This window comes from Vibrio sp. 378 (assembly GCF_033339435.1).
The window spans coordinates 82,787-106,150 of the sequence record NZ_JAWOUO010000006.1; the positions used below are offsets into that span (position 1 = coordinate 82,787).

Sequence of the window (23,364 nt, forward strand, 5' to 3'; positions counted from 1 at the left end):
GTCCTTAGCTCAGCTGGATAGAGTACCTGGCTACGAACCAGGCGGTCGGAGGTTCGAATCCTCCAGGACGCGCCACTCATTGAAAAAGCCTCGCAATTGCGAGGCTTTTTTGTATCTAGACATCTGAAATATGGCGTAGGATCACTAGAGCCTATGTTCCTTCTTTTTAAAAGCGAATATGTGCGTATCTAAGCAATTTGCTATCAAGTTTCTGTCGCATTGTGTGAAATCATCTTGATTATCCCTCCTATACACTGACTTCCATTTTTCATTTCAATTACTCTCATGTAGTCACTTTGTTTGTTATTTGTTTATTTATTGTTAATCTTGTTCATCTTTTTGTTTTTGTTGGTTTTTACTGCGTGAGTCCCGATTTGATTTTGAAATCTAAATCGCAGTTTTTATTTATGTCCTCCTTTACTCTGTTCGTAAGGTGATAGCGATTTGAAGTGATTATTTTGTCATGAACTGTGATCTGGGTAGTGAATAAATAATCATTTATCAGGATTACTACAAACCTTCCTTAAACAAAATTGACAAAATTTAACCAATCGAGATAATCCATGGGTCGGGATTTGACACTATTAAAGTCCTGCACGTTGTCAGGATGACAAAGAAAGGAAGCAACATGACTAATATAGGAAGCCTGCTAGTAGATGCGGCCACCCTGATGCTAACGGGGATGGCGGTCGTATTTATTTTCCTCACTATTCTTGTTTATCTCGTTCGGTTAATGTCGAAATTGGTACCAGAAGAAGTACCAGAGCCGATCGCAGCACCAAAAACAAACACTAATATTCAATCAACCTCTTCAGCTGTTAGTCCACAAGTAGTGGCGGCGATCTCGGCTGCGATTCATAAACATCGCGCCTCATTCGCGAAGTAGCCGAACTAGGATTAAAAAGGAGTTTAAGAGCATGTCTAAACCACTAGCTATTACTGATGTGGTCCTTCGTGATGCCCATCAATCACTATTTGCTACGCGTATGCGTATTGAGGATATGCTGCCTATCGCAGCTGAGTTGGATAAGGTTGGTTACTGGTCTCTAGAGACTTGGGGTGGTGCAACATTTGATTCTTGTATTCGATTCTTAGGGGAAGACCCTTGGGAGCGTTTACGTGAACTAAAAAAAGCGATGCCTAATACACCAATGCAAATGCTACTGCGTGGTCAAAACCTTTTAGGATACCGCCATTATGCCGACGACGTAGTAGAGAAGTTTGTTGAACGCGCGCATGCTAACGGCATGGATGTATTCCGTATTTTTGATGCAATGAATGACGTGCGAAACTTCCAGAAAGCCGTGAAAGCAACGGTTGATGTTGGTGCGCATGCTCAAGGTACGTTGTCTTACACAACGAGCCCAGTGCATAACGCAGACACTTGGGTTGACTTGGCAAAACGCCTAGAGGATTTAGGTTGTCATTCGCTGTGTATTAAAGATATGTCTGGCTTACTTAAGCCTTATGAAGCGGAAGAGCTTATCACGCGTATCAAAGCGTCTTGTGATGTGCCATTGGCACTTCATTGTCATGCAACAACGGGGCTGTCTACAGCAACAGCGGTAAAAGCAGTAGAAGCCGGTATTGATATTCTCGATACTGCGATTTCTTCAATGAGTTGTACTTACGGTCATACACCGACTGAAACGGTAGTCGCTATGCTAGAAGGCACCGAGCGAGATACCAATTTGAAACTCGAGCAACTGGAACCTATCGCCGCATATTTCCGTGAGGTACGTAAGAAGTATGCGAAGTGGGAAGGCCAGTTAAAAGGAGTCGATTCACGCATCCTGATTGCTCAAGTGCCTGGTGGTATGCTGACCAATATGGAAGGCCAGTTGAAAGAGCAGGGTGCTGCGGATCGCATTGATGAAGTATTAGAAGAGATCCCTCGTGTACGTGAAGATCTTGGTTTCATTCCATTGGTGACTCCAACTTCACAGATCGTCGGTACGCAAGCGGTGATTAACGTTCTTACTGGCGAGCGCTACAAGAGTATTACCAAGGAAACCGCTGGCCTATTGAAAGGTGAGTACGGTCAAGCGCCAGCCGAGTTAAATGCAGAACTGCAAGCGAAAGTGCTTGATGGTAAAGAGCCAATTACCTGTCGTCCTGCCGATTTACTTGAGCCTGAAATGGAGACGCTTACGGTTGATCTGATGGAGAAAGCGAAATCAGAAGGCATTAAGCTAGCAAGTGAGCGTGTTGATGACGTACTCACTTATGCACTTTTCCCTCAAGTTGGGCTTAAGTTCCTTAAGAATCGTGAAAACCCAGAAGCATTTGAGCCTGCACCAACGCTAGAAGCTGCGAAGCCTGCTGTACCTGTAGCTCAACCGGCAACTGGTGGTGTAGAAACTTATAGTGTACGTGTTGACGGGCAGGTGTATGAGGTGGAAGTTGGCCCTCAAGGTGAACTGACATCTGTTGCTCCTTCTAATGCACCGGCAAAATCGGCTACACCTAGCGCACCTTCTAATGCTTCAGCAGAAGCGGTACCTGCTCCTCTTGCAGGTAACATCTTCAAAGTGAATGTTCAGCCTGGTGCTGAGGTAGCTGAAGGCGATGTATTGCTCATCCTTGAAGCGATGAAAATGGAAACTGAAGTACGAGCGGCGCGTGGTGGTGTGGTTCAAGAGCTGAACGTTAAAGAAGGCGATGCTGTCACAGTAGGTGCGCCTCTGTTGAGCCTGGCGTAAGGGAGTATCATGGACGGATTGTTAACCCTTTGGGCAGAAACAGGGATCGCTAACTTCGAGTTCGGCCAAATCTGTATGATGCTGGTTGGTTGTACTTTGCTGTTTTTGGCAATTAAAAAAGGATTTGAACCTTTACTGTTATTGCCGATTGGTTTCGGTGCTATTTTGGCGAATATTCCAAATGCTGGCTTTACTGAGCCTGGTGGCTTGCTCTACTACGTTTACTACATTGGGATTGAATCGGGTGTGTTCCCGCTATTGATCTTCATGGGTGTGGGCGCGATGACCGACTTTGGTGCTTTGATCGCAAACCCAAAAACGTTGTGGTTAGGTGCGGCTGCGCAGTTTGGTATTTTTGCAACACTGTTTGGCGCTATTTTGCTCAACTATGTACCTGGCATGGAGTTCTCCATGGCAGATGCTTCGTCTATCGCGATCATCGGTGGTGCTGATGGGCCGACAGCGATTTTCTTAGCGAGTAAGCTCTCTCCAGATCTGCTAGGTGCGATTGCAGTCGCGGCATACAGCTATATGGCATTGGTGCCGATCATCCAGCCACCAATCATGAAAGCACTGACAACCAAGGAAGAACGTCAAATTAAGATGGCTCAGCTTCGTCATGTTGGTAAATGGGAGAAAGTCATCTTCCCGCTTGCCGTATTACTGATGACGATTCTGTTCTTACCTTCAGCTACGCCATTGGTTGGTATGTTCTGTTTGGGTAACTTGATGCGTGAAGCTGGTGTGGTCGATCGTTTATCGAAAACTGCTCAAAATGAATTGATCAACATAGTGACTATCTTTTTAGGTCTTGGTGTTGGTTCTAAGCTGCAAGCTGAGCAGTTCTTGAACCTAGAAACGTTAGGTATCTTGGGGTTAGGTGCAGTTGCATTTAGTATCGGTACTGGTGCGGGCGTTCTGATGGCGAAACTGCTTAACAAGTTCTCGAAAGAAGACATCAACCCACTTATTGGTGCGGCTGGCGTTTCTGCGGTACCAATGGCCGCGCGAGTCGTAAACAAAGTTGGTTTACAAGCTAACCCGCAAAACTTTTTGTTAATGCATGCGATGGGACCAAACGTTGCTGGTGTGCTGGGTTCAGCCGTTGCGGCTGGTATATTGTTAGCACTTGTTGGTTAGACATTATTGAAAATGGAATGATCAACCAATTTACAAAATCACGATTAACTTAGGTTAACAAAATGGTTTATAGTCAAAGGGATGCTTTCGCATCCCTTTTTGTTTTCTTGCAGGGAATGGTTTATGGAACACAAACAGATCGTTATCACTGAGTTTGGTGATGCCAACGTACTCGCGATTCAACATGCTTCTACACCATCACCACAGCCTGGTGAAGTCTTAGTAAAAGTCGCTTTTTCAGGCGTAAATCCTATTGATGTCAAAACTCGAGCTGGGCTCGGTTGGGCGGCAGCGCAGAATAAGGACAATTTACCTTGGGTGCCAGGTTACGACATCTCAGGAAAAGTGATGTCTTGTGGAGAGGGGGCGTCACGTTTTAATGAAGGTGATGAGGTGGCTGGATTTATTGGTTTCCCAGTTCGAGGCGGTGGTTACAGCCAATACATCTGTGTTCCAGAAACTGAGTTAAGTCATGTTCCTAGCTCTGTCACTTTAGAGGCGGCTGCTGCATTACCGTTGGCGGGACAAACTGCGGCACAAGCTCTCAGTAAGGCTAATGTGACGGAAAACGATCGCGTACTTATCCTCGCTGGAGCCGGTGGTGTTGGACACCTCGCGGTACAAATTGCGATCGCGACGAAAGCGGAAGTCTTTACAACCTGCAGTGAACGAAATTTAGATTACCTTGCGACGCTCGGTGCTCATGCAGTGAACTATCAATTTGCACCAGTGTCAGAACGTGTTGAAGATGTTGATGTTTTGATTGATTTAGTAGGCGGAGATGCTGCGTTAGATGCGCTTAAATGCCTGAAAGACAATGCGAGAGTCATCACCGTTCCAACCATCACAGCTGAGCTGATTTGTGAAAAAGCCAAACTCCTAGGCTTTGAGGCTAGTGGCATGTTGGTTGAACCAGACCCTGCGCAGTTAGATACCTTGTTGTATATGGTCGGCGTTGGCTTACTGAAGACTGAAATTCAACAGGTTTATCCTATGAGTGATGTCATTGGTGCTCACCAGCAGGTCGAATCAGGAAGAACCAGAGGCAAGGTGTTGCTTGATATGACATGCTAGAAGTATTTAACACGAGTTTTGAAAGTTTAGCGCTTTGGTTTTCAGATTCAGCATTATGGGTGCTTTTCATGACCGGTTTTCTCAGTGCCACGTTGTTGCCTGGTGGTTCTGAGGCGGGCTTAGTTGCCACTCTCTCATTAAATCAATACTCCGTTTCTTCAATTGTTATGGTCGCTACTATCGGTAATACGCTTGGTGGCTTAACAAATTATTGGCTTGGCTTGTGGATTCCCAACAAAGCACAAGAGGAAAAGCACGGTCATACCGCATTAAAGTGGCTCTCTAAGTATGGCTATTGGGGATTATTTTTTAGCTGGTTACCTGTAATTGGAGACCCGCTGTGTTTAGCCGCAGGGTGGCTAAGAATGAAGTTTCTGCCTTGCGTGATTTTAATATTTTTAGGAAAGGCTGCTAGGTATAGCTTACTTGCGGCCATCTATCTCGGATTATTTTAAGGAAAGTACATGAAGATGTTTTGGGTTGGCGCGTGTTCACTGTTGGTGATCACGGGCTGTGCATCAAATACGCCAGTTTCATCACTGCCGAAAGGGGTAACTTTCGTTGAGTCATCGAAAGCTGAAGAAGGCAAAGTTAAGATTCCATACCAAAAGTATAAACTCGATAATGGTTTAACGGTGATCTTAGCTCCTGAAGATTCTGACCCATTGGTCCATGTGGATGTGACTTACCATGTTGGTTCAGCTCGTGAAGAAGTGGGTAAGTCTGGTTTTGCGCATTTCTTTGAGCACATGATGTTCCAAGGCTCAGAGAACGTTGGTGACCAAGAGCACTTCAGAATCATCACAGAGGCTGGCGGCACGTTAAATGGTACAACAAACCGCGATCGTACTAACTACTTTGAAACTGTCCCTGCTAACCAGCTCGAGAAAATGCTGTGGTTAGAGTCTGACCGTATGGGCTTTTTGTTGGATGCGGTTTCTCAACGCAAATTTGAAATTCAGCGTTCGACTGTAAAAAATGAGCGAGCTCAGCGTTACGATAATCGTCCTTATGGCTTAATTTGGGAGCGCATGTCCGAAGCGCTATATCCTGAAGGTCATCCGTATTCGTGGCAAACCATTGGTTATGTTGAAGATCTTGATCGTGTTGATGTGAACGACCTCAAAGCGTTTTTCTTGCGTTGGTATGGCCCAAACAATGCGACTATCACGATCGGTGGTGACTTAGACGTTGAACAAACTCTAGAGTGGGTAAATAAGTACTTCGGTTCGATTCCTCGTGGTCCTGAGGTTGAAAATGCGCCGAAACAACCTGCAAAACTGCAAGAAGACAAATACATCACGCTAGAAGATCGTATTCAACAACCTATGGTGATGATCGCGTGGCCAACAACCTACAACGGCGAAGAAAGCCAAGCGTCTCTCGACACGTTATCAGAAGTATTGGGTGGCGGTACCAACAGCGTGCTCTACCAAGACCTAGTGAAGACTCAAAAAGCGGTCGATGCTGGTTCATTCCATGACTGTGCTGAACTGGCGTGTAACTTTTACGTTTACGCAATGGGTGATTCTGGAGACAAAGGCGACCTATCAAAACTGTACGACGAGCTTTTACAATCACTTAATCAGTTTGCGGAAAAAGGCGTGACAAAAGATCGCCTTGAGCAGTTGAAGGGTAAAGCGGAAGCGGATGCTATTTTTGCGCTAGAAAGCGTTAAAGGTAAAGTGACTCAGTTGGCTTCCAACGAAACATTTTTCGGCGATCCTGATCGTCTTGAGCAACAGCTTGAACAAATCCGTGCAGTTACGCCGACTTCGGTAGAAAAAGCGTATACGGACTTTATCCAAGGTAAGAACAAAGTGACCCTAAGCGTGGTCCCAAAAGGAAAAACAGACCTTGTCGTAAAACCTGCGACCTTTGTGACACCAAAGCGTACGTTGCCAGAATATGAGAAGATTTCCGATGACCAATTGGCGTATCGTCGTGCGACCGATAACTTCGATCGCTCAGTGCAACCGCCAGTAGGAGAACCAGTGAAAGCGACGATGCCAGAGCTGTACGAGTTACATTTCAAGAATGGCTCAGAGCTGCTTGGTGCAGTTAGCGATGAAACGCCGACGGTGATGATGCAATTTAGTCTACCTGCCGGGACACGTTTTGTTGAAAAGGGTAAAGAAGGTCTTGCCCAATTGACCGCTGCGATGTTGCAAGAAGGCACAACGAAACGCAGTGTCGAAGAGATTCAAGCTGAGCTTGATAAACTGGGTAGTGTTATCTCTGTTAATGCCACAGGTTATACAACAAACATCAGTGTTTCTGCTCTAGAAAAGAACTTAGAGCCGACGTTAAAAATTGTCGAAGAGATGTTGCTGTCTCCTGCATTTAATCAAGATGATTTCGAGCGTGTAAAAATGCAAGCGCTAGAAGGCCTGGTATATGAGCACCAAAATCCAAGTTGGATGGCGTCACAAGCGAGTCGCCAGGTGCTCTATGGGGATTCGGCTTTTGCTCGACCAAAAGACGGCACGCAAGCAGGTGTCAGTGCATTAACGTTGGATGATGTCCGTGAATTCTACTCGAAGCATTACACGCCACAAAGTGCGCAAATCGTCGTTGTTGGTGACATCAATAAACAGGAAATTGAGCAGCAACTGACGTTCTGGAAAAACTGGCAAGATGAAGCTGCGCCATTGTATGCACCGCAAAGCATTGCTGCATTAGGTGAGCAAAAGATCCATCTTGTTGATAAACCAGGAGCGCCGCAAAGTGTGGTCATGATGGTTCGTCAAGGTATGCCTTACGACGCAACGGGCGATTTTTACCTAAGCCAACTGGCAAACTTCAACTTAGCTGGGAACTTCAATAGCCGCATCAACCAAAATCTACGTGAAGACAAGGGTTACACATACGGTGCTTACGGCTATTTCTCTGGTAATCCAGAAACAGGCTCGGTGGTTTTCACCGCGCAAGTACGAGCGGATGCAACGGTTGCTTCGATCATTGAGATGGAAAATGAGCTAAATGAATACTCGCAGTCAGGTATTACTGATGAAGAGATGAAATTTATGCGTCAAGCGGTCGGTCAAAAAGATGCACTGAAATATGAAACGCCAACACAAAAAGCGGAGCTCATCAGTGATATTCTTAAGTACAACCTCGATCATGATTACTTGCAGCAAAGAAACGCTATCGTAGAAAAAGTTGATAAGCAGACGTTGAATGCGCTGGCTCAGAAATGGTTTGATCCAAATGACTATCAAATTATCGTCGTTGGTGATGCTAAATCGTTGCGTCCTCAATTAGAAAAGTTGGGGAAAGACGTAGAAGAGCTTGAAATCATTCGATAGAGTACACATTTAATAGCGGAGAAACGTTTCTCCGCTATTCATCTAGATAAGCAACTTTTCGTGGGTTATTTATCTAGATGCATTAACTATCAATAACTTAGCTTACACTTGTGTTATGTAACAAGTGTCCTGCTCCCAATATAAGCGAACCTCATTTTGACTGATTTTGCTGCGCGACTAAAAAAAGTTGCATCAAACCCCGAAGTATTTAAGCAGTTTGGACGCGGTGTTGAGCGAGAAACTTTGCGCTATCGTCAGGATGGACATCTAGCTACAACTCCTCATCCTGAAGGGTTAGGCTCTGCGTTCACAAATCAATGGATCACAACGGATTTTTCGGAATCATTGTTAGAGTTCATTACGCCTGTGTCACATGAAATTCCAGAACTGATGGCACAGCTGAAAGATATCCATCATTTCACTCAAACCAAAATGGGTGAAGAGAAAATGTGGCCACTATCAATGCCTTGCTACGTAGGCTCAGAGGATGATATTCAGTTAGCCCAGTATGGCTCTTCGAATGCAGCGAAAATGAAAACGCTGTACCGAGAAGGCCTAAAGCGTCGCTATGGCAGCCTGATGCAAATTATTTCAGGTGTCCATTTTAACTTCTCGTTTCCTGAAACATTTTGGGATGCGCTCTATGGCGAGCAAGATGAACAAGCCCGCCAAGATGCTAAGTCTGATGCGTACTTTGCGTTGATCCGTAATTACTACCGCTTTGGCTGGATGATTCCCTACTTCTTTGGTGCATCACCAGCGTTATGTGGCTCTTTTATTCAAGGTCGTGAAACCGATCTGCCATTCGAGAAGATTGGCGGGACATTATATTTGCCGAAGTCGACGTCTTTGCGTTTGAGCGATCTTGGCTATACCAATAGTGCTCAAAGTGTGCTGAAAATTGGTTTTAACAGCATTGACCAATACCTCGATGGTTTGAGTGATGCGATTCGCCACCCATCAGAAGAGTTTGCGAAAATTGGGGTAAAAGTGGATGGTGAATACCGCCAGCTTAATTCCAATATCTTACAAATTGAGAATGAACTGTACGCTCCGATTCGTCCAAAACGTGTATCGAAAAGTGGTGAGAAGCCTTCAGATGCGTTACGACGCGGTGGTGTCGAATACATTGAAGTTCGTTCTCTAGATGTTAACCCATTCAGCGCAGTGGGCTTAAATGAAGAGCAAGTACGATTCTTGGATCTCTTCCTTACCTGGGCGGCCTTGTCAGACTCAGACCCTATGGATAACTGTGAATTAGAGTGTTGGCGCGATAACTGGAATAAAGTCATTGTTTCTGGCCGTGAAAAAGGTCTAATGCTGCAAATTGGTTGCCAAGGTGAGCGTCTATCTCTACAAGATTGGGCACACCGAGTTTTCGTCGAGTTACGTCAAATAGCACAGCAAATGGATATGACCGCTGGTGGCAGTGCATACCAAGATGTGTGTAATCAACTCGAGACATGGATTGATAACCCAGAACTAACGATCTCTGGTCAACTATTAGAGCTAACGAAAGAGCTGGGTGGGCTAGGTAAAGTTGGTTGTACTCTTGGTATGAAGTACCGTGATGAAAACCTAGCTCACGGTTATCAGTACTATTCACAAGATACGATGGAAACGGAAGTAGCGTCGTCCGTGGAAAAACAAAAGCAAGCAGAGCAGAGTGACACGCTTTCTTTTGATGATTTTTTGGAAGATTACTTTGCTTACCTGAAGCAGTAATGACTAACTAAGGATTGGTGCGGTTGAACATTAAGTCGTCAGTAGTAGCGGTACTTGGAAGCGTGTTACTTGCAGGTTGTGCTACGGCACCGCCAAAGCAGCAGAATAACTTATGCGAGATATTCCGAGAGAAATCCGGTTGGTACGATGATGCCAAAGATATGGAAGATGAATGGGGGACCCCTATTCATGTCGCTATGGCCATCATTAAACAAGAAAGCAGCTTTCGGCACGATGCAAAACCACCTAAAGATTATTTGCTAGGGTTTATTCCTTGGGGACGAGTCAGCAGTGCGTATGGTTACGCTCAAGCTCAAGACCCTGCTTGGGAAGACTTCCAAGATGCGACAGGTCAGGGTGGCTCTCGTACCAACTTCGATGATTCTATGATGTTTGTCGGTTGGTACACTCATGAAACACGGCGTCAGCTAGGGATTTCATTATGGGATCCCTATAACCAGTATCTGGCTTATCATGAAGGGCGAGGTGGGTATAAGCGAGGTACTTATAATCGAAAGCCTAGTTTAATCAAAGTCGCTCGACGTGTTGAACAAACAGCGAAAACTTATGGCTGGCAGCTGAAGCAATGTCGTCAGGAATTAGAAGACAACAGCAGCTGGTTCTTTTAGCCCACAGTCTGTTCATGTGCTGTAGGGATGAATGACATTTATCCATTACCGAAAGGTACTGGAGTTACAATCAGGAGAGATGTAATGCCTTTACTCGATAGTTTTACCGTGGACCACACTCGTATGAATGCACCCGCTGTACGAGTGGCGAAAACCATGCAGACCCCAAAAGGGGATACGATTACTGTTTTCGACTTACGCTTTACTGCGCCAAACAAAGACATTCTTTCTGAAAAAGGTATTCACACCCTAGAGCACCTTTATGCAGGCTTTATGCGTAATCACCTAAACGGTGATTCTGTTGAGATCATCGATATTTCGCCTATGGGTTGCCGCACAGGTTTTTACATGAGCCTGATTGGCACACCATCAGAGCAGCAAGTCGCAGATGCGTGGATTGCAGCAATGGAAGATGTGCTGAAGGTAGAAAGTCAGAATAAGATCCCTGAACTTAACGAATACCAATGCGGCACGGCAGCAATGCACTCTTTAAAAGAAGCACAACAGATCGCAAAGAACATTTTGGATGCTGGTGTTTCGGTGAACAAAAATGATGAACTTGCTTTGCCTGAGTCGATGTTAAAAGAGTTGCGCATCGACTAGGTGCTCATTAAGAAGCATATTGCCCCAATAAGTAAAAAGCCTGACATGAGTCAGGCTTTTCTTTTGGTTATTTGGATGTCGATTTTTTCTTCTTCGGATAAACACGAACGAGCTTGATTCGGTTCTCTTCAATCTCAACAAGTTCCATTGGGTGACCCGCTACTCTCACACTTAGATGGCTCTCAGGAATATCTTCCAAGTGTTCTAAAATGAGCCCGTTTAGCGTTCTCGGGCCATCCGTTGGTAAATCCCATTTCAGGCCTTTGTTGATATCTCGGATATTGGTGCTGCCTTCAATAAGAAAGCTTCCGTCACCTTGAGGACTGATTTCATCAGAGAGGCTTGGAGAAATGGACGTCGTGAACTCACCAATGATCTCTTCCAGAATATCTTCAAGAGTGATTAGACCGATGATATCACCGTACTCATCCACGATCAGACCGATACGTTGCTTGTTACGTTGGAATTTTAACATTTGCACGTTCAGTGGTGTGCCTTCTGGGATGTAATAGACCTCATCAGCAGCACGTAATAGCGTTTCTTTGTTGAATTCGTTCTTTTCCAACATCAGACGATAAGCTTCACGCAAGCGCAGCATGCCAACCACTTCATCAATTTGGTCACGATAGAAAACTATGCGTCCATGTGGTGAGTGGGTTAGCTGGCGAACAATGGATTTCCAGTCGTCGTTAATATCAATACCGGTAATTTCATTGCGTGGGACCATAATGTCGTTCACGGTGACGTGCTCAAGATCTAAAATAGACACTAGCATGTCTTGGTGTCGGCGAGGGATCAAACCGCCAGCTTCATTTACCACCGTACGCAGCTCATCGGAGCTAAGATGATCTTCTGCTGAGTGATCCGCTCTTACACCAAGTAAGCGGATAAAGCCATTCGTAATAAAGTTAACAAGCATCACTAAAGGCGACAGTAACTTCATCAGTATGGTCAATAATATACTGCTCGCGTAGGACACACGTTCAGGGTAAAGCGCTGCAATTGTTTTAGGGGTAACCTCGGCAAAAACCAATACAACCATAGTTAGTGCACCGGTTGCGATAGCGACACCTAAATCACCATACAAACGCATACCAATAATGGTCGCGATAGCAGACGCGAGAATATTAACGAGGTTGTTGCCGATAAGAATAAGACCAATCAAACGATCTGGACGGTCTAATAGTCTTTCGACTCGCTTAGCACCCTTATGCCCGTTTTTGGCTAAGTGTTTTAAGCGATAACGATTCAGAGACATCATCCCTGTTTCTGAACCGGAAAAGTAACCTGATATGACGATAAGACACGCGAGTAGCGCAAACAAGATACCCGTAGAGATGTCGTCCAAAACGTTGCTGTTCCTTGTAAGTATTGGGTTATATAACGGTTGAGTAAGTCCGTTAAGTCAAAGAGTTAAGGCGTACTGTATTTTATCTAGCCTAAAATATAAAGGATAGGAGCCCTAGAGCTCCTTAATTCAAGATGATTTCTTTTACAAAGCGACTGCCAAAATATGCCAGAGTCAACAGTGTTGCTCCTGCAACAGCGAACCATGTGACTTTTCTACCACGCCAGCCTTTTTGATAGTGACCCCAAAGTAGTATTGAGTACACCACCCAAGCGATGAAAGAAAGAATGCCCTTATGTGCCTTACCTTGGGCAAACATATCCTGCACAAAGACAAAGCCAGTAATGAGCGTGGCAGTTAACAATAAGTTACCGATCAAAATAATTTTGAAGAGTTGACGCTCCACCATTAATAGAGGCGGCAGGTTTGGGTTAATCGCCAAAGATTTTTTTGCTTTCAGTTTGTGATCCAGCCAAGCCAACTGAAGCGCATAGAGTGCCCCGATAGTTAAAGTCGCGTATGAGAAGAGCGCAAATGAAATATGAATGAGTAGCTTAGGGTCATTCTCTAGGTGCTTTATAAACGTGCTTGGCAAAAATGTGGCAGCAGATAAATTGATGGCAGCAAAGCTATAAACGACAGGCAATAAAAACCACAGTCGGTTTTTCAACATAGCAAGGCTCATGACCAGAGAAATAATAAAACTGATCAAAGAAGCCACGTTGAGAATACTCAGGTTTTGACCTGAACCATCAAAAATCAGATCACTCAAAATCCACGCATGAAAAACAAGCGCACAGGCAGCACTAGCAAACACTGTTTTTGCTTTGATTCCTGACTGTTGTGAGAGTCCGGGTATGATGGTCGCAATCGCCAAGACATAAAGTATGGCGGCCGCGATGGCTATTAAGCTATCCATGAATCCTAAATATTATTGTGCACGATGGAGAAATTATACCTTGCATTACACTTTGGGGCTACGTTATATCCGACATCAATCGTGAGAGATGAGATATTGAAATTAATAAGTTACCGCACCATATATAAATAGAGACAAGAATAGGACAGCGGTACGGGTATGACTCAGACCTTGGCTAATGTATACTCACACTAATTAATCGCCATTTTAGCGAAGAGACAAAGATGTTTGAGAATTTAACGGATCGATTATCCAAAACGCTGAAAAATATCAGTGGCAAAGGTCGTCTGACCGAAGACAACATTAAAGAAACCCTACGTGAAGTCCGAATGGCTCTACTTGAAGCTGACGTTGCGCTTCCGGTCGTTCGTGAATTTGTGAACCGCGTTAAAGAAAAAGCGGTGGGCGTAGAAGTTTCTAAATCTCTGACTCCAGGTCAGGAATTTATCAAGATCGTTCAAACAGAACTTGAAGCCGTAATGGGTGAGTCGAATGAGGCGCTAAACCTTGCCGCTCAACCACCTGCTGTGCTTCTTATGGCAGGTCTACAAGGTGCGGGTAAAACCACATCGGTAGGTAAGTTATCTAAGCTTCTAAAAGAACGTGACAAGAAGAAAGTTTTGGTTGTGTCTGCCGACGTTTACCGTCCTGCGGCAATCAAGCAGCTTGAAACACTGGCATCAGACATCGGTGTTGACTTCTTCCCATCATCACCAGACCAAAAGCCTATTGATATCGCCAATGCAGCGATTGACCATGCGAAGAAAAAATTCTACGACGTACTTATTGTCGATACCGCAGGTCGTTTGGCAATTGATGAAGAGATGATGGGGGAGATCAAAGATCTTCACGCAGCTATCAACCCAGTAGAAACGCTATTTGTTGTTGACGCCATGACGGGTCAAGACGCAGCAAATACAGCAAAAGCCTTTGGCGATGCGCTACCTCTTACCGGTGTAGTTCTAACTAAGGTTGATGGTGATGCTCGTGGTGGTGCGGCACTTTCAGTACGCCATGTCACGGGCAAACCAATCAAATTCTTGGGTGTCGGTGAAAAAACTGACGCGCTAGAACCGTTCCACCCAGATCGTGTTGCTTCACGTATTCTTGGCATGGGTGACGTTCTGTCTTTGATTGAAGACCTACAACGCAACGTTGACCAAGAAAAGGCAGAAAAGTTAGCGAAGAAGTTCAAAGAGAAGAAAGGTTTCGACCTTGAAGATTTCCGTGAACAGCTAGGCCAGATGCAAAACATGGGCGGCATGATGGGGATGATGGATAAGCTTCCAGGAATGTCCCAGCTACCAGACAATGTGAAAGATAAAGTCGATGACAAGATGTTCAAACAGATGGAAGCGATCATCAGCTCCATGACAATGAAAGAACGTCAACGCCCAGAAATTATCAAGGGCTCGCGCAAGAAGCGTATCGCGGCTGGTTCTGGTGTGCAGGTTCAAGATGTAAACCGCTTACTAAAACAGTTCACCCAAATGCAGAAAATGATGAAAAAGATGCAAAAAGGTGGCATGAAAGGCATGATGCGCAACATGCAAGGCATGATGGGCGGCATGGGTGGTGGCGGTGGCTTCAACCCATTTGGTCGTTAATTAATCGATCACGCATAGATTCAGGGTGTTAGGTACGTCACAAACTTTAAATTCAATTTATGTTGGTGAAAAAGTAACTAAACTCCTTGCATTGCTCCGGGAGAAGAGTAAAATTCCGGAGCTTTATTTTGGCACGAGACCCCAAACTGTTTAATTTCTTGAATGGTTTTTGGGGTTAATTTTATTTTTGAGAAAGCAAAGAGGACGACATGGTAACCATTCGTTTGGCACGTCACGGCGCTAAAAAGCGTCCATTTTATCAAATCGTAGTAGCGGACAGCCGCAACGCTGCAACTGGCCGTTTCATCGAGAAAGTTGGTTTCTTCAACCCAACTGCTAAAGGTCAAGAAGAAGGTCTACGTCTAGACCTAGACCGCGTTAACCACTGGGTTGGTCAAGGCGCGTCAGTATCTGACCGTGTTGCTAAGCTAGTTAAAGACGCTCAAAAAGCGGCTTAATTTTTTACTTGAAAAGTAGAAACTAGTTTATGTCGATGAAAGGTAAAGAAACAATGAGCAACGAAAAGATTGTTGTAGGCAAGTTTGGTGCTACTTACGGCATTCGTGGTTGGCTTAAGGTTTTTTCCTACACAGACAATGCTGAAAGCATTTTCGATTACAGCCCTTGGTACATTAACCAAAAGGGCAAGTGGGTTGAGTACAAAGTAGAAAGCTGGAAGCGCCATAACAAAGGTATGGTGGCTAAGTTGGAAGGCATGGATGTTCGTGAAGACGCACATCTAATGACGAACTTTGAAATTGCTATTGACCCTGCGGTACTTCCTGAATTGTCAGAAGATGAGTTCTACTGGCGCGAATTGTTTGGGATGCAAGTTGTAACTACTAAAGGTTACGATCTAGGTGTCGTTACTGACATGCTAGAAACTGGCTCAAACGATGTTCTGGTTGTTAAAGCAAATCTTAAAGATGCTTTCGGGCAGAAGGAACGATTAATCCCGTTCCTTGAAGAGCAAGTGATCATTAATGTTGATCGCGAAGCTCAACGGATCGAAGTTGACTGGGATCCTGGATTCTAATCTCCAAAATTACAGAGCGAGATAAACATGTGGGTTGGCGTTATTAGCCTTTTTCCAGAAATGTTCCGTTCTGTTACTGATTTTGGAGTAACAGGTCAAGCGGTTAAAAAAGGTCTTTTGTCGATTGAGACTTGGAATCCTAGAGATTTCACTCACGACAAACATCGCACAGTCGATGACCGACCTTACGGTGGTGGCCCTGGTATGTTAATGATGGTTCAGCCTTTGCGCGATGCCATTCATACCGCGAAAGCAGCCTCACCGGGCAAGACGAAAGTCATCTACCTTTCTCCTCAAGGTCGCAAGCTCGACCAGAAAGGAGTGGAAGAACTGGCAACGAATGAGAACTTGCTTCTGATTTGTGGTCGTTATGAAGGGGTAGATGAGCGCATCATTCAATCTGAAGTCGACGAAGAATGGTCGATTGGTGATTTTGTGATGACGGGTGGTGAGATACCAGCCATGACGTTAATCGACTCTGTCTCTCGGTTTGTTCCGGGTGTACTAGGGGATTTCGCGTCAGCAGAAGAAGACTCTTTTGCGAATGGCTTGTTAGATTGCCCTCACTATACGCGTCCAGAAGTATTGGATGACAAAGAGGTACCAGCGGTACTGATGTCAGGCAATCACAAGGACATTCGTCAATGGCGACTCAAGCAGTCGTTGGGCCGTACTTGGCTAAGAAGACCAGAGCTCCTGGAAAACCTAGCTCTGACTGACGAACAGGAACAATTACTTGCTGAGTTTGTTAATGAGCATAAAGCCATTAAAGAACATAACGCAAAGTAACCTAATTTATTTAGTATCAGTTTATTCTAGGAATTTAAAAAATGAGTAACATCATCAAAGCTCTTGAAGAAGAGCAAATGAAATCAGACCTACCTAAATTTGCACCAGGTGACACTGTTGTAGTTCAAGTTAAGGTAAAAGAAGGTGACCGTGAGCGTCTACAGGCTTTCGAAGGCGTTGTAATCGCAATCCGTAACCGTGGTCTACACTCTGCTTTCACTGTACGTAAGATCTCTAACGGTGAAGGTGTTGAGCGTACGTTCCAAACACACTCTCCAATCGTTGATAGCATCGAAGTTAAACGCCGTGGTGCAGTACGTCGTGCCAAGTTGTACTACCTACGTGAGCGTTCTGGTAAGTCTGCTCGTATCAAAGAGAAACTTGCTAAGAAGTAATGCTATAACTAGCGTTCTCATCTTAAACGGAGTCCTTTTAGGGCTCCGTTTTTTTATTTGTGTAATTAGCTTGCTCGTTTCTTTTCACCCGACCTGCACTGTCGATGCTCATGCACTGACGTACACTCCACGCCTCTGTCTTGTTGTGAATAGATTCCTGATGCCGCTATGGCTCCTCGGAATGACAGGAAATGATGGTCAAAGATTATAGAGTACCGTGGTTAAAATTCGTCATTCTGGACAGCGACGAAGGAGCGTGATTCAGAATCTACTAGTCGAGCATGCAAGTGTTTAAGTTGTTAGCTTCATCCTTACTGTGAGTAGATTCCTGATGTCGCTATGGCTCCTCGGAATGACGGAAAATGATGGTCAAAGATTATATAGCACCGAGGTTAAAATTCGTCATTCTGGACAGCGACGAAGGAGCGTGATTCAGATTCCCCAAGAAGGAACCTAGGGTATTCCTTTACCCTAGGTCTCAATTTAATACTGGTCTTCAGACCAGCCATCACTATCGGACATATCGGGTGCGCCTGGGATGGTGTTTTCTTCATCTGCCCATTCACCAAAGTCAATCATTTGGCATTGTTTACTGCAGAAAGGGCGATGAGGACTTTGTTCTCCCCATTCTACGTCGGCGCCACATTGTGGGCATTGAACGATGGTAACTTTAGACATAGTTGAGCGTCCCATTACTAATTGGTGTTAAAGGGTAGTATACCTAAACGAATTAAAGATGGCTTATTCAACGCGCTATTGCTGCTACGAAATTTTATCAAATATAAGCGCAATAAAGCGTTGAATTTTAGATTATGGAGGCGAGGCGTAGTGTCGTCTTAGCTGCACACAGCAAGTTCAAATTCAATATCTTGTGTGCACGCTTGACCGTTTTCAAACGACATGAACTTGATCGCAAAGCGGTTTTTATGGCCTGAAATCATAGGATAAACGCCATATTCCATTGGGATGTGAAGTCTTAGAATGTTGGCTTCATCAGCGTCACTTTGGAAGAAACCTGCACGACCGATTTGAGCTTTGAAATGTCCGGTTTCTCTAGTGAGCTTTAACCATAACGAAAGCGCATCAGATAAGGGCTTTAAGCTTGCTTGCCACTGTTGTGCATCACGCTTTTTACGTTCAATAGGTAGATGAAGCCAGTAGTGTAATGCTGGCAGGTCAAAACAGCATGAACCACCCGGTAGATTAAAGCGTTGGCGGATAGAGCTTAAGAAGCGATCTTCTTTTAGTGCTTGACCAAAACGCTCTGCACCCATCAGTTGGCTATGAACGACATCTATCTCTTGTAGTAGGGTGTTTAATGCGTCTTGATCGACGCCATCAACATTTAGCCAATGGCGGTACGACAGTCGTTGTTTCTCTAAATCTTTGGCCAGTTCACTTTTCAGCTGGATCTGTTCGAAGATTTCAACCATATCGAATAACGCACGGAAAAACAGTTGATACTGATGATTTTCGCTAAACCCAGAGGCCAAGTGAGCCTGACGCAGCAGAGACTCCACTCTTAGATAAATACGAGTTTTCTCATTTAACGGATGTTCAAATTTGTGCGTGGTCATCGACATAAGCCTTTGTGAGTTTCGTTCCTATTTTCGCAGATTTTTCTTACACATGGCTAGGTACTTTTCGTGCAAATCTGTGATTTGAAGCAAAAGATCAGGGTCACTTGGATTATTCTTAACCACATCGTCTGCAAGCGCGAGCCTTTGCTCTCTTGATGCTTGAGAGGCAAGGATGGCGCGAACTTGATCTTCACTCACATTGTCTCGTTTCATCGTGCGAGATATCTGTGTATTCGGTTCTACATCGACGACAAGAACGCGATCACACAAACTATCTAGCCTGTTTTCTACGAGCAACGGCACCACAAGTAACGCATACTCTGAAGTGACTTGCTGCAAATCTTCGATCATCTTTTCACGAATTATCGGGTGCAACAGTGCGTTGAGCCATGCTTTTTCATCTGAATTCGAAAAGATTTTTTCTCTCAGCTTTGCGCGATCTAAAGTTTGGTCTTCACGAACGATATCGTGACCAAAGTGTTCAATAATCGCGTTTAGGCCGGGAGTACCTGGCTCGACAACTTCTCTTGCTACAATGTCGGCATCGACGATATCGATTTTAAATTGTTGTTTGAACAGATTCGCGACGGTTGTTTTTCCACTAGCGATACCACCTGTTAAACCAATAACCAAAGCCATTTACACTCCTAGAACTGAAGTAAAGTACCAGTTTAAAATCTGGTCGCCCCAAATTAAGCTTATCCAACCAGCAATTGCTAAGTAAGGACCGAAAGGGAAAGCTTTTTCAATTCCCTGCTTTTGCAAGCGTAGTTGAATGATGCCAAATACGATGCCAACCACAGAAGAAAGTAGAATGATCATCGGCAGTGACTGCCAACCTAGCCAAGCTCCTAGTGCCGCCAGTAGTTTAAAATCACCATACCCCATTCCTTCTTTACCAGTAAGTAGCTTAAAGCCCCAGTAAACGGACCAGAGACATAGGTAACCAGCAATAGCACCAATGACAGAATCTTGTAGAGTAACAGGACTTATTTCGACTAATGCTAAGACAATGCCAGCCCAAGTTAATGGTAATGTTAATTGGTCAGGTAACAACATAGTATCGAGATCGATAAATGTTGCGGCGATTAAGATAAAAGTGAAAAAGAGTAGGGCAACGGTAAAGTAACTAAAACCAAAGTGGTAAGCGACAAAGCCTGAGCAGAACGCAGTGAGCAGTTCAATCAGTGGATAGCGTGCGCTAATGGCTGTCTGACAGTTGTGGCATTTGCCTTTTAAAAGCAGCCAGCTAATCACAGGGATGTTGTCTCGAATACGTATCGGCGTTGCGCACTTCTGACAGGAGGAGCGTGGGACGCTCAAGGTCAGCACTTCTTTAGGAGGTTCTATTTTGTATTCAGGAAATGACTCGGCACATTCGCGTCGCCATTCTAGTTCCATGATTTTAGGTAGTCGATAAATAACCACATTGAGGAAGCTACCCACGATCAGACCGAAGATGGTGGCAAACACAACGAATAGCCAAGGGTAGTACTGGAATACTTCCATATTTGTCTCTTGAGCGATGAGTGAAATCAGCAAGATGCTGTTTTAAAGGAGTTAACAGCTCATTCTAGCCCAATACACTCATTAAGTTAAAGATTGGCAAGTACATCGCTGTCACTAATCCGCCAACAACGATACCTAAAAAAACGATAATTAGTGGCTCTAGAATTTTACTAAGGTTGTCGACGGTGTTGTCGACTTCAAACTCGTAGATTGTTGCAACTTTATTGAGCATATCGTCAAGTCGACCAGACTCTTCACCGATCATAACCATTTGTAACACCAATTCAGGGAACACATTACAGTTGCGCATAGCTACATACATTGGCATACCTGCGGCGGTATCACGGTAAACTTCTTCTATGGCGAGTTGATAGTGCAAGTTTCCTGATGTTTTTGATGTAGTTTTTAAACTGGTTAGAATTGGAATGCCCGCTGTAAAGCTTGTGGCGAGTGTTCGACTAAATTTGGCGATCGCTGCTTTTGATAATACAGGCCCAAGGACAGGAAATTTAAGCACAGATCGATTGAGCGTTAAGCGAAAAGAATCTGAACGCTTAGAGAGGATTCTCGCCGAGATGAATAAACTAATGGAGCCTAGTGCGATAAACGGACTCCAGTTTTGTGTCCAGGCGGAAAGATCTAATACTTGCCTGGTAAACCAAGGTAAGTCAGCACCAAAACCAACAAACATTTTTTCAAACTCGGGAATGACTTTGGTGAGCATGATAAACGACACGCCTAACGCGACTAGTACTACCATCGCTGGGTAGATCAGTGCTTTGATCACTTTCGCACGGAGTTGTTCATTTTTTTCTCGGTAGGTGGCTAAGCGCTCGAACACTTCCGCTAAGTTACCGGATTGCTCACCTGTGGCGATAAGATCGGTATAGAGTGGGTCAAAGTGTTCACTTGCAGTGCGCATGGCTTTTGACATGGGCGTCCCCGCTTCAACGGCGCGTGTCACGCTCATCAAAATGGATTTCATCTCTGCTTTTTTGTGATTTTCTGATACCAATTTTAAAGCCTGAACTAAGGGTACACCGGTTATCAACATCGTCGAAATCTGACGGGTAAACACCGTGATGTCTCTGGCTTTCACGCGATGGCTGAGTTTAGTGAGAAACGAAATACTGCTTTTCTTTAACTTCTTGATCTTGATGTGCTGTGCGTCTAGACGCTCGCGTACTTCAATTTCTGTCATCGCGAGGGTTTGCCCAGATGTCTTTTTGCCTGAACTGTTGATGCCTTTCCAGCGGAAGTTTTTAAGTTGTGGTGTAGTGCTTTTCATAGAGGTGACTGCTGATTAAAGGATTAAAAATAAAGTACGCGCTGTAGTTCACTAAAACTTGTGATCCCTTGTTTGAGTTTTTCTATGCCCGACATTTGTAACGTGCTCATACCATTTGCGATGGCGAGTTTTTCTAGTTCATGTACCGAGGCGCCTTTAATAAGCGCTTCGGAAAGAAATTCATCAAAGCGCATCACTTCATAAATCCCCGTTCGGCCGGAATAACCATGGGTACACTCATTGCATCCATCGGGATTGGCTTTAAAAATGTTGTCGCTTGTTTGAATTCCGAGATGTTGTAGCTGAACGGTAAGCTCTTGCGACTGTTTGCAGTGCGAGCACAGTTTTCGGGCCAAGCGCTGGGCAATAATCAAACTAAGAGATGAGGCCAAGTTAAAGCTTTCTACGCCCATGTTTGATAAACGAATCACCGTTTCAGCCGCAGAATTGGTATGCAAGGTTGAAAGTACTAAGTGACCGGTTTGCGATGCTTTTATGGCTATTTCCGCAGTGTCTAAGTCACGAATCTCACCGACCATTACCACATCGGGGTCTTGACGAAGAAAAGAGCGTAATGCCTCTGCGAAGCCAAAGCCGATCTTGGGCTGTACTTGTACTTGGTTAATGCCCGATAAGTTAATTTCTACCGGATCTTCTGCTGTGGAAATGTTGATTTCTGGCTTATTGAGTATACTCAGCCCAGTGTACAGAGATACGGTTTTTCCGCTCCCGGTTGGGCCTGTCATCAGAATCATGCCTTGTGGGCGACGCAGCGCATCCAAGTACAATTGTTTTTGTTGTTCGCTATAACCAAGCTTGTCGATATCCAATGACGCAGAGCTGCTGTCGAGCAGTCGTAGTACAATTTTCTCTCCAAATAGAGTAGGCAGCGTGGATACACGCATATCAATTGCGGTGTCTTGATTCAACTTGAGCTTAATACGCCCATCTTGTGGTAAACGTCGCTCTGCAATATCAAGCTTAGAGAGGATTTTGATACGAGCGGATAAGCGGCGACTCAAGTGGCTTGGTGGCTGCTGTGTTTCAATTAAGATGCCATCACAGCGCAGGCGCACGCGGTACATCTTTTCATAAGGCTCAAAGTGGATATCGGATGCGCCTTTGCGCACAGCGTCCAATAGAATTTGGTTGATGTAACGGCTAACAGGAGACTCATCTTGGCTCAAGTCTTCAATGTTGTCGATTTCATCTGCGCCCACGTCAACTAGGTTGGCCAACTCTTCTTGGTTGATCTCTTTTAACCCGGACTTCTCATGACTCAATGAACGACCATACAAGCGTCGAATTGCCGCGCTGAGTTGACTAAAATCCCCCAAGACCAATTCAACCTGTAAACCAGTGGCAAAGCGAAAATCATCTTCTGCTTGTTGGTTGGTGGGGTCGGCAACCGCTAATAATAACGTTGAAGACGTACGCTGGAGTGGGAGTGCGTTATGCCGCGTGATTAATTCCCTAAGGCCAAGTTGCTGACAAAGCGAAGCATACTCGTACTGAGATAACTCGGGCTGATTTAAACCAAAGAGAGAACTTAAGTGCTCAGCGAGTTCGCTTGATGTAAATAATCCAGAACTGAGTAAAGCCTCTGGCATCGAAATGCCAGAAGCTTTGACTTGCTCTATTAACGATTCTTCTTGGGAAAAGGTCAGTACTCCTTTTTGACGAAGAATGGTTGAGAGGTTTGTTAACATTAG

Annotated in this window: 22 protein-coding genes; 14 read left to right on the plus strand and 8 right to left on the minus strand. The window is 44.7% G+C overall.

From position 1 onward, the window contains the following. The first annotated feature begins 628 nt into the window (after positions 1–628). From R7Q48_RS12830 to luxS, 9 genes are all read left to right on the plus strand, one after another. Positions 629–886, plus strand: a complete 258-nt coding sequence (locus R7Q48_RS12830) for an oxaloacetate decarboxylase subunit gamma (protein ID WP_005379932.1) — start codon at positions 629–631, stop codon at positions 884–886. A gap of 31 nt (positions 887–917) precedes the next feature. Then, the gene (gene oadA, locus R7Q48_RS12835; protein WP_053349862.1) at positions 918–2,702 is read left to right on the plus strand and encodes a sodium-extruding oxaloacetate decarboxylase subunit alpha; all 1,785 of its coding nucleotides are present in this window, start codon (positions 918–920) and stop codon (positions 2,700–2,702) included. 9 nt (positions 2,703–2,711) lie between these two features. Further along, on the plus strand, positions 2,712–3,842 hold the full coding sequence (locus R7Q48_RS12840) for a sodium ion-translocating decarboxylase subunit beta (protein ID WP_005379935.1): 1,131 nt from the start codon (positions 2,712–2,714) through the stop codon (positions 3,840–3,842). A gap of 123 nt (positions 3,843–3,965) precedes the next feature. Beyond that, positions 3,966–4,916 carry an NADP-dependent oxidoreductase gene (locus tag R7Q48_RS12845; protein ID WP_005385434.1) on the plus strand — a complete coding sequence of 317 codons (951 nt, stop codon included), beginning with the start codon at positions 3,966–3,968 and terminating at the stop codon, positions 4,914–4,916. After that, positions 4,910–5,371, plus strand: a complete 462-nt coding sequence (locus R7Q48_RS12850; protein ID WP_256903005.1) for a YqaA family protein — start codon at positions 4,910–4,912, stop codon at positions 5,369–5,371. Before R7Q48_RS12845 ends, R7Q48_RS12850 begins: the two co-directional genes overlap by 7 nt. Before the next feature lie 9 nt (positions 5,372–5,380). After that, positions 5,381–8,224, plus strand: a complete 2,844-nt coding sequence (locus R7Q48_RS12855; protein WP_256903006.1) for a M16 family metallopeptidase — start codon at positions 5,381–5,383, stop codon at positions 8,222–8,224. A 156-nt stretch (positions 8,225–8,380) separates the two neighbouring features. Next, positions 8,381–9,949 carry a glutamate--cysteine ligase gene (gene gshA / locus R7Q48_RS12860; protein ID WP_005385430.1) on the plus strand — a complete coding sequence of 523 codons (1,569 nt, stop codon included), beginning with the start codon at positions 8,381–8,383 and terminating at the stop codon, positions 9,947–9,949. A 23-nt stretch (positions 9,950–9,972) separates the two neighbouring features. Then, entirely contained in the window at positions 9,973–10,578 is a 606-nt protein-coding gene (locus tag R7Q48_RS12865; protein ID WP_005379943.1) for a hypothetical protein, read from the plus strand. Between the two features lie 84 nt (positions 10,579–10,662). After that, positions 10,663–11,181: an S-ribosylhomocysteine lyase gene (gene luxS, locus R7Q48_RS12870; RefSeq protein ID WP_017820391.1), complete on the plus strand. Its 519-nt coding sequence runs from the start codon at positions 10,663–10,665 to the stop codon at positions 11,179–11,181. Between the two features lie 67 nt (positions 11,182–11,248). On the opposite strand, the gene R7Q48_RS12875 is transcribed toward luxS, so the two are convergent. Continuing rightward, positions 11,249–12,529, minus strand: a complete 1,281-nt coding sequence (locus R7Q48_RS12875) for an HlyC/CorC family transporter (protein ID WP_005379948.1) — start codon at positions 12,527–12,529, stop codon at positions 11,249–11,251. Between the two features lie 124 nt (positions 12,530–12,653). Next, entirely contained in the window at positions 12,654–13,448 is a 795-nt protein-coding gene (locus tag R7Q48_RS12880; protein WP_005379950.1) for an inner membrane protein YpjD, read from the minus strand. A gap of 224 nt (positions 13,449–13,672) precedes the next feature. Between R7Q48_RS12880 and ffh the strand changes: the two genes are divergently transcribed. From ffh to rplS, 5 genes are all read left to right on the plus strand, one after another. Further along, the gene (ffh, locus tag R7Q48_RS12885; protein ID WP_005385423.1) at positions 13,673–15,055 is read left to right on the plus strand and encodes a signal recognition particle protein; all 1,383 of its coding nucleotides are present in this window, start codon (positions 13,673–13,675) and stop codon (positions 15,053–15,055) included. A 209-nt stretch (positions 15,056–15,264) separates the two neighbouring features. Further along, complete coding sequence (rpsP, locus tag R7Q48_RS12890; protein WP_005379962.1) at positions 15,265–15,513, plus strand: 30S ribosomal protein S16; 249 nt, start codon at positions 15,265–15,267, stop codon at positions 15,511–15,513. 29 nt (positions 15,514–15,542) lie between these two features. Further along, a complete protein-coding gene (gene rimM / locus R7Q48_RS12895; RefSeq protein WP_005379964.1) occupies positions 15,543–16,091 on the plus strand; it encodes a ribosome maturation factor RimM in 549 nt (182 codons plus the stop codon). Positions 16,092–16,118: 27 nt separating this feature from the next. Then, complete coding sequence (gene trmD / locus R7Q48_RS12900; protein ID WP_005385420.1) at positions 16,119–16,880, plus strand: tRNA (guanosine(37)-N1)-methyltransferase TrmD; 762 nt, start codon at positions 16,119–16,121, stop codon at positions 16,878–16,880. Positions 16,881–16,921: 41 nt separating this feature from the next. Continuing rightward, a complete protein-coding gene (gene rplS, locus R7Q48_RS12905; RefSeq protein ID WP_005379971.1) occupies positions 16,922–17,275 on the plus strand; it encodes a 50S ribosomal protein L19 in 354 nt (117 codons plus the stop codon). 483 nt (positions 17,276–17,758) lie between these two features. Here rplS and yacG read toward each other — a convergent pair whose 3' ends face one another. The 6 genes from yacG to pilB form a co-directional block, all read right to left on the minus strand. Next, positions 17,759–17,953 (minus strand): DNA gyrase inhibitor YacG, encoded by a 195-nt coding sequence (gene yacG / locus R7Q48_RS12910; protein ID WP_017635922.1) that lies wholly within the window; start codon positions 17,951–17,953, stop codon positions 17,759–17,761. Between the two features lie 158 nt (positions 17,954–18,111). Continuing rightward, a complete protein-coding gene (gene zapD, locus R7Q48_RS12915) occupies positions 18,112–18,852 on the minus strand; it encodes a cell division protein ZapD (RefSeq protein WP_005373086.1) in 741 nt (246 codons plus the stop codon). 27 nt (positions 18,853–18,879) lie between these two features. Further along, positions 18,880–19,494 carry a dephospho-CoA kinase gene (gene coaE, locus R7Q48_RS12920; protein ID WP_213871673.1) on the minus strand — a complete coding sequence of 205 codons (615 nt, stop codon included), beginning with the start codon at positions 19,492–19,494 and terminating at the stop codon, positions 18,880–18,882. Further along, positions 19,495–20,364 carry a prepilin peptidase gene (locus tag R7Q48_RS12925; protein ID WP_172563497.1) on the minus strand — a complete coding sequence of 290 codons (870 nt, stop codon included), beginning with the start codon at positions 20,362–20,364 and terminating at the stop codon, positions 19,495–19,497. 64 nt (positions 20,365–20,428) lie between these two features. Continuing rightward, a complete protein-coding gene (locus R7Q48_RS12930; RefSeq protein ID WP_172563498.1) occupies positions 20,429–21,652 on the minus strand; it encodes a type II secretion system F family protein in 1,224 nt (407 codons plus the stop codon). Between the two features lie 23 nt (positions 21,653–21,675). Next, positions 21,676–23,361: a type IV-A pilus assembly ATPase PilB gene (gene pilB / locus R7Q48_RS12935; protein ID WP_256903008.1), complete on the minus strand. Its 1,686-nt coding sequence runs from the start codon at positions 23,359–23,361 to the stop codon at positions 21,676–21,678. Positions 23,362–23,364: the final 3 nt, after the last annotated feature.

Bases quoted from the DNA above. Each gene is read 5' to 3' on its own strand.
- pilB (WP_256903008.1), bottom strand. From the start codon at position 23,361: ATGTTAACAAACCTCTCAACCATTCTTCGTCAAAAAGGAGTACTGACC.
- trmD (WP_005385420.1), top strand. From the start codon at position 16,119: ATGTGGGTTGGCGTTATTAGCCTTTTTCCAGAAATGTTCCGTTCTGTT.
- R7Q48_RS12855 (WP_256903006.1), top strand. From the start codon at position 5,381: ATGAAGATGTTTTGGGTTGGCGCGTGTTCACTGTTGGTGATCACGGGC.
- R7Q48_RS12840 (WP_005379935.1), top strand. From the start codon at position 2,712: ATGGACGGATTGTTAACCCTTTGGGCAGAAACAGGGATCGCTAACTTC.
- R7Q48_RS12930 (WP_172563498.1), bottom strand. From the start codon at position 21,652: ATGAAAAGCACTACACCACAACTTAAAAACTTCCGCTGGAAAGGCATC.
- luxS (WP_017820391.1), top strand. From the start codon at position 10,663: ATGCCTTTACTCGATAGTTTTACCGTGGACCACACTCGTATGAATGCA.
- R7Q48_RS12845 (WP_005385434.1), top strand. From the start codon at position 3,966: ATGGAACACAAACAGATCGTTATCACTGAGTTTGGTGATGCCAACGTA.
- coaE (WP_213871673.1), bottom strand. From the start codon at position 19,494: ATGGCTTTGGTTATTGGTTTAACAGGTGGTATCGCTAGTGGAAAAACA.
- R7Q48_RS12880 (WP_005379950.1), bottom strand. From the start codon at position 13,448: ATGGATAGCTTAATAGCCATCGCGGCCGCCATACTTTATGTCTTGGCG.
- oadA (WP_053349862.1), top strand. From the start codon at position 918: ATGTCTAAACCACTAGCTATTACTGATGTGGTCCTTCGTGATGCCCAT.
- ffh (WP_005385423.1), top strand. From the start codon at position 13,673: ATGTTTGAGAATTTAACGGATCGATTATCCAAAACGCTGAAAAATATC.
- rplS (WP_005379971.1), top strand. From the start codon at position 16,922: ATGAGTAACATCATCAAAGCTCTTGAAGAAGAGCAAATGAAATCAGAC.
- R7Q48_RS12850 (WP_256903005.1), top strand. From the start codon at position 4,910: ATGCTAGAAGTATTTAACACGAGTTTTGAAAGTTTAGCGCTTTGGTTT.
- zapD (WP_005373086.1), bottom strand. From the start codon at position 18,852: ATGACCACGCACAAATTTGAACATCCGTTAAATGAGAAAACTCGTATT.
- R7Q48_RS12925 (WP_172563497.1), bottom strand. From the start codon at position 20,364: ATGGAAGTATTCCAGTACTACCCTTGGCTATTCGTTGTGTTTGCCACC.
- R7Q48_RS12830 (WP_005379932.1), top strand. From the start codon at position 629: ATGACTAATATAGGAAGCCTGCTAGTAGATGCGGCCACCCTGATGCTA.
- rimM (WP_005379964.1), top strand. From the start codon at position 15,543: ATGTCGATGAAAGGTAAAGAAACAATGAGCAACGAAAAGATTGTTGTA.
- yacG (WP_017635922.1), bottom strand. From the start codon at position 17,953: ATGTCTAAAGTTACCATCGTTCAATGCCCACAATGTGGCGCCGACGTA.
- rpsP (WP_005379962.1), top strand. From the start codon at position 15,265: ATGGTAACCATTCGTTTGGCACGTCACGGCGCTAAAAAGCGTCCATTT.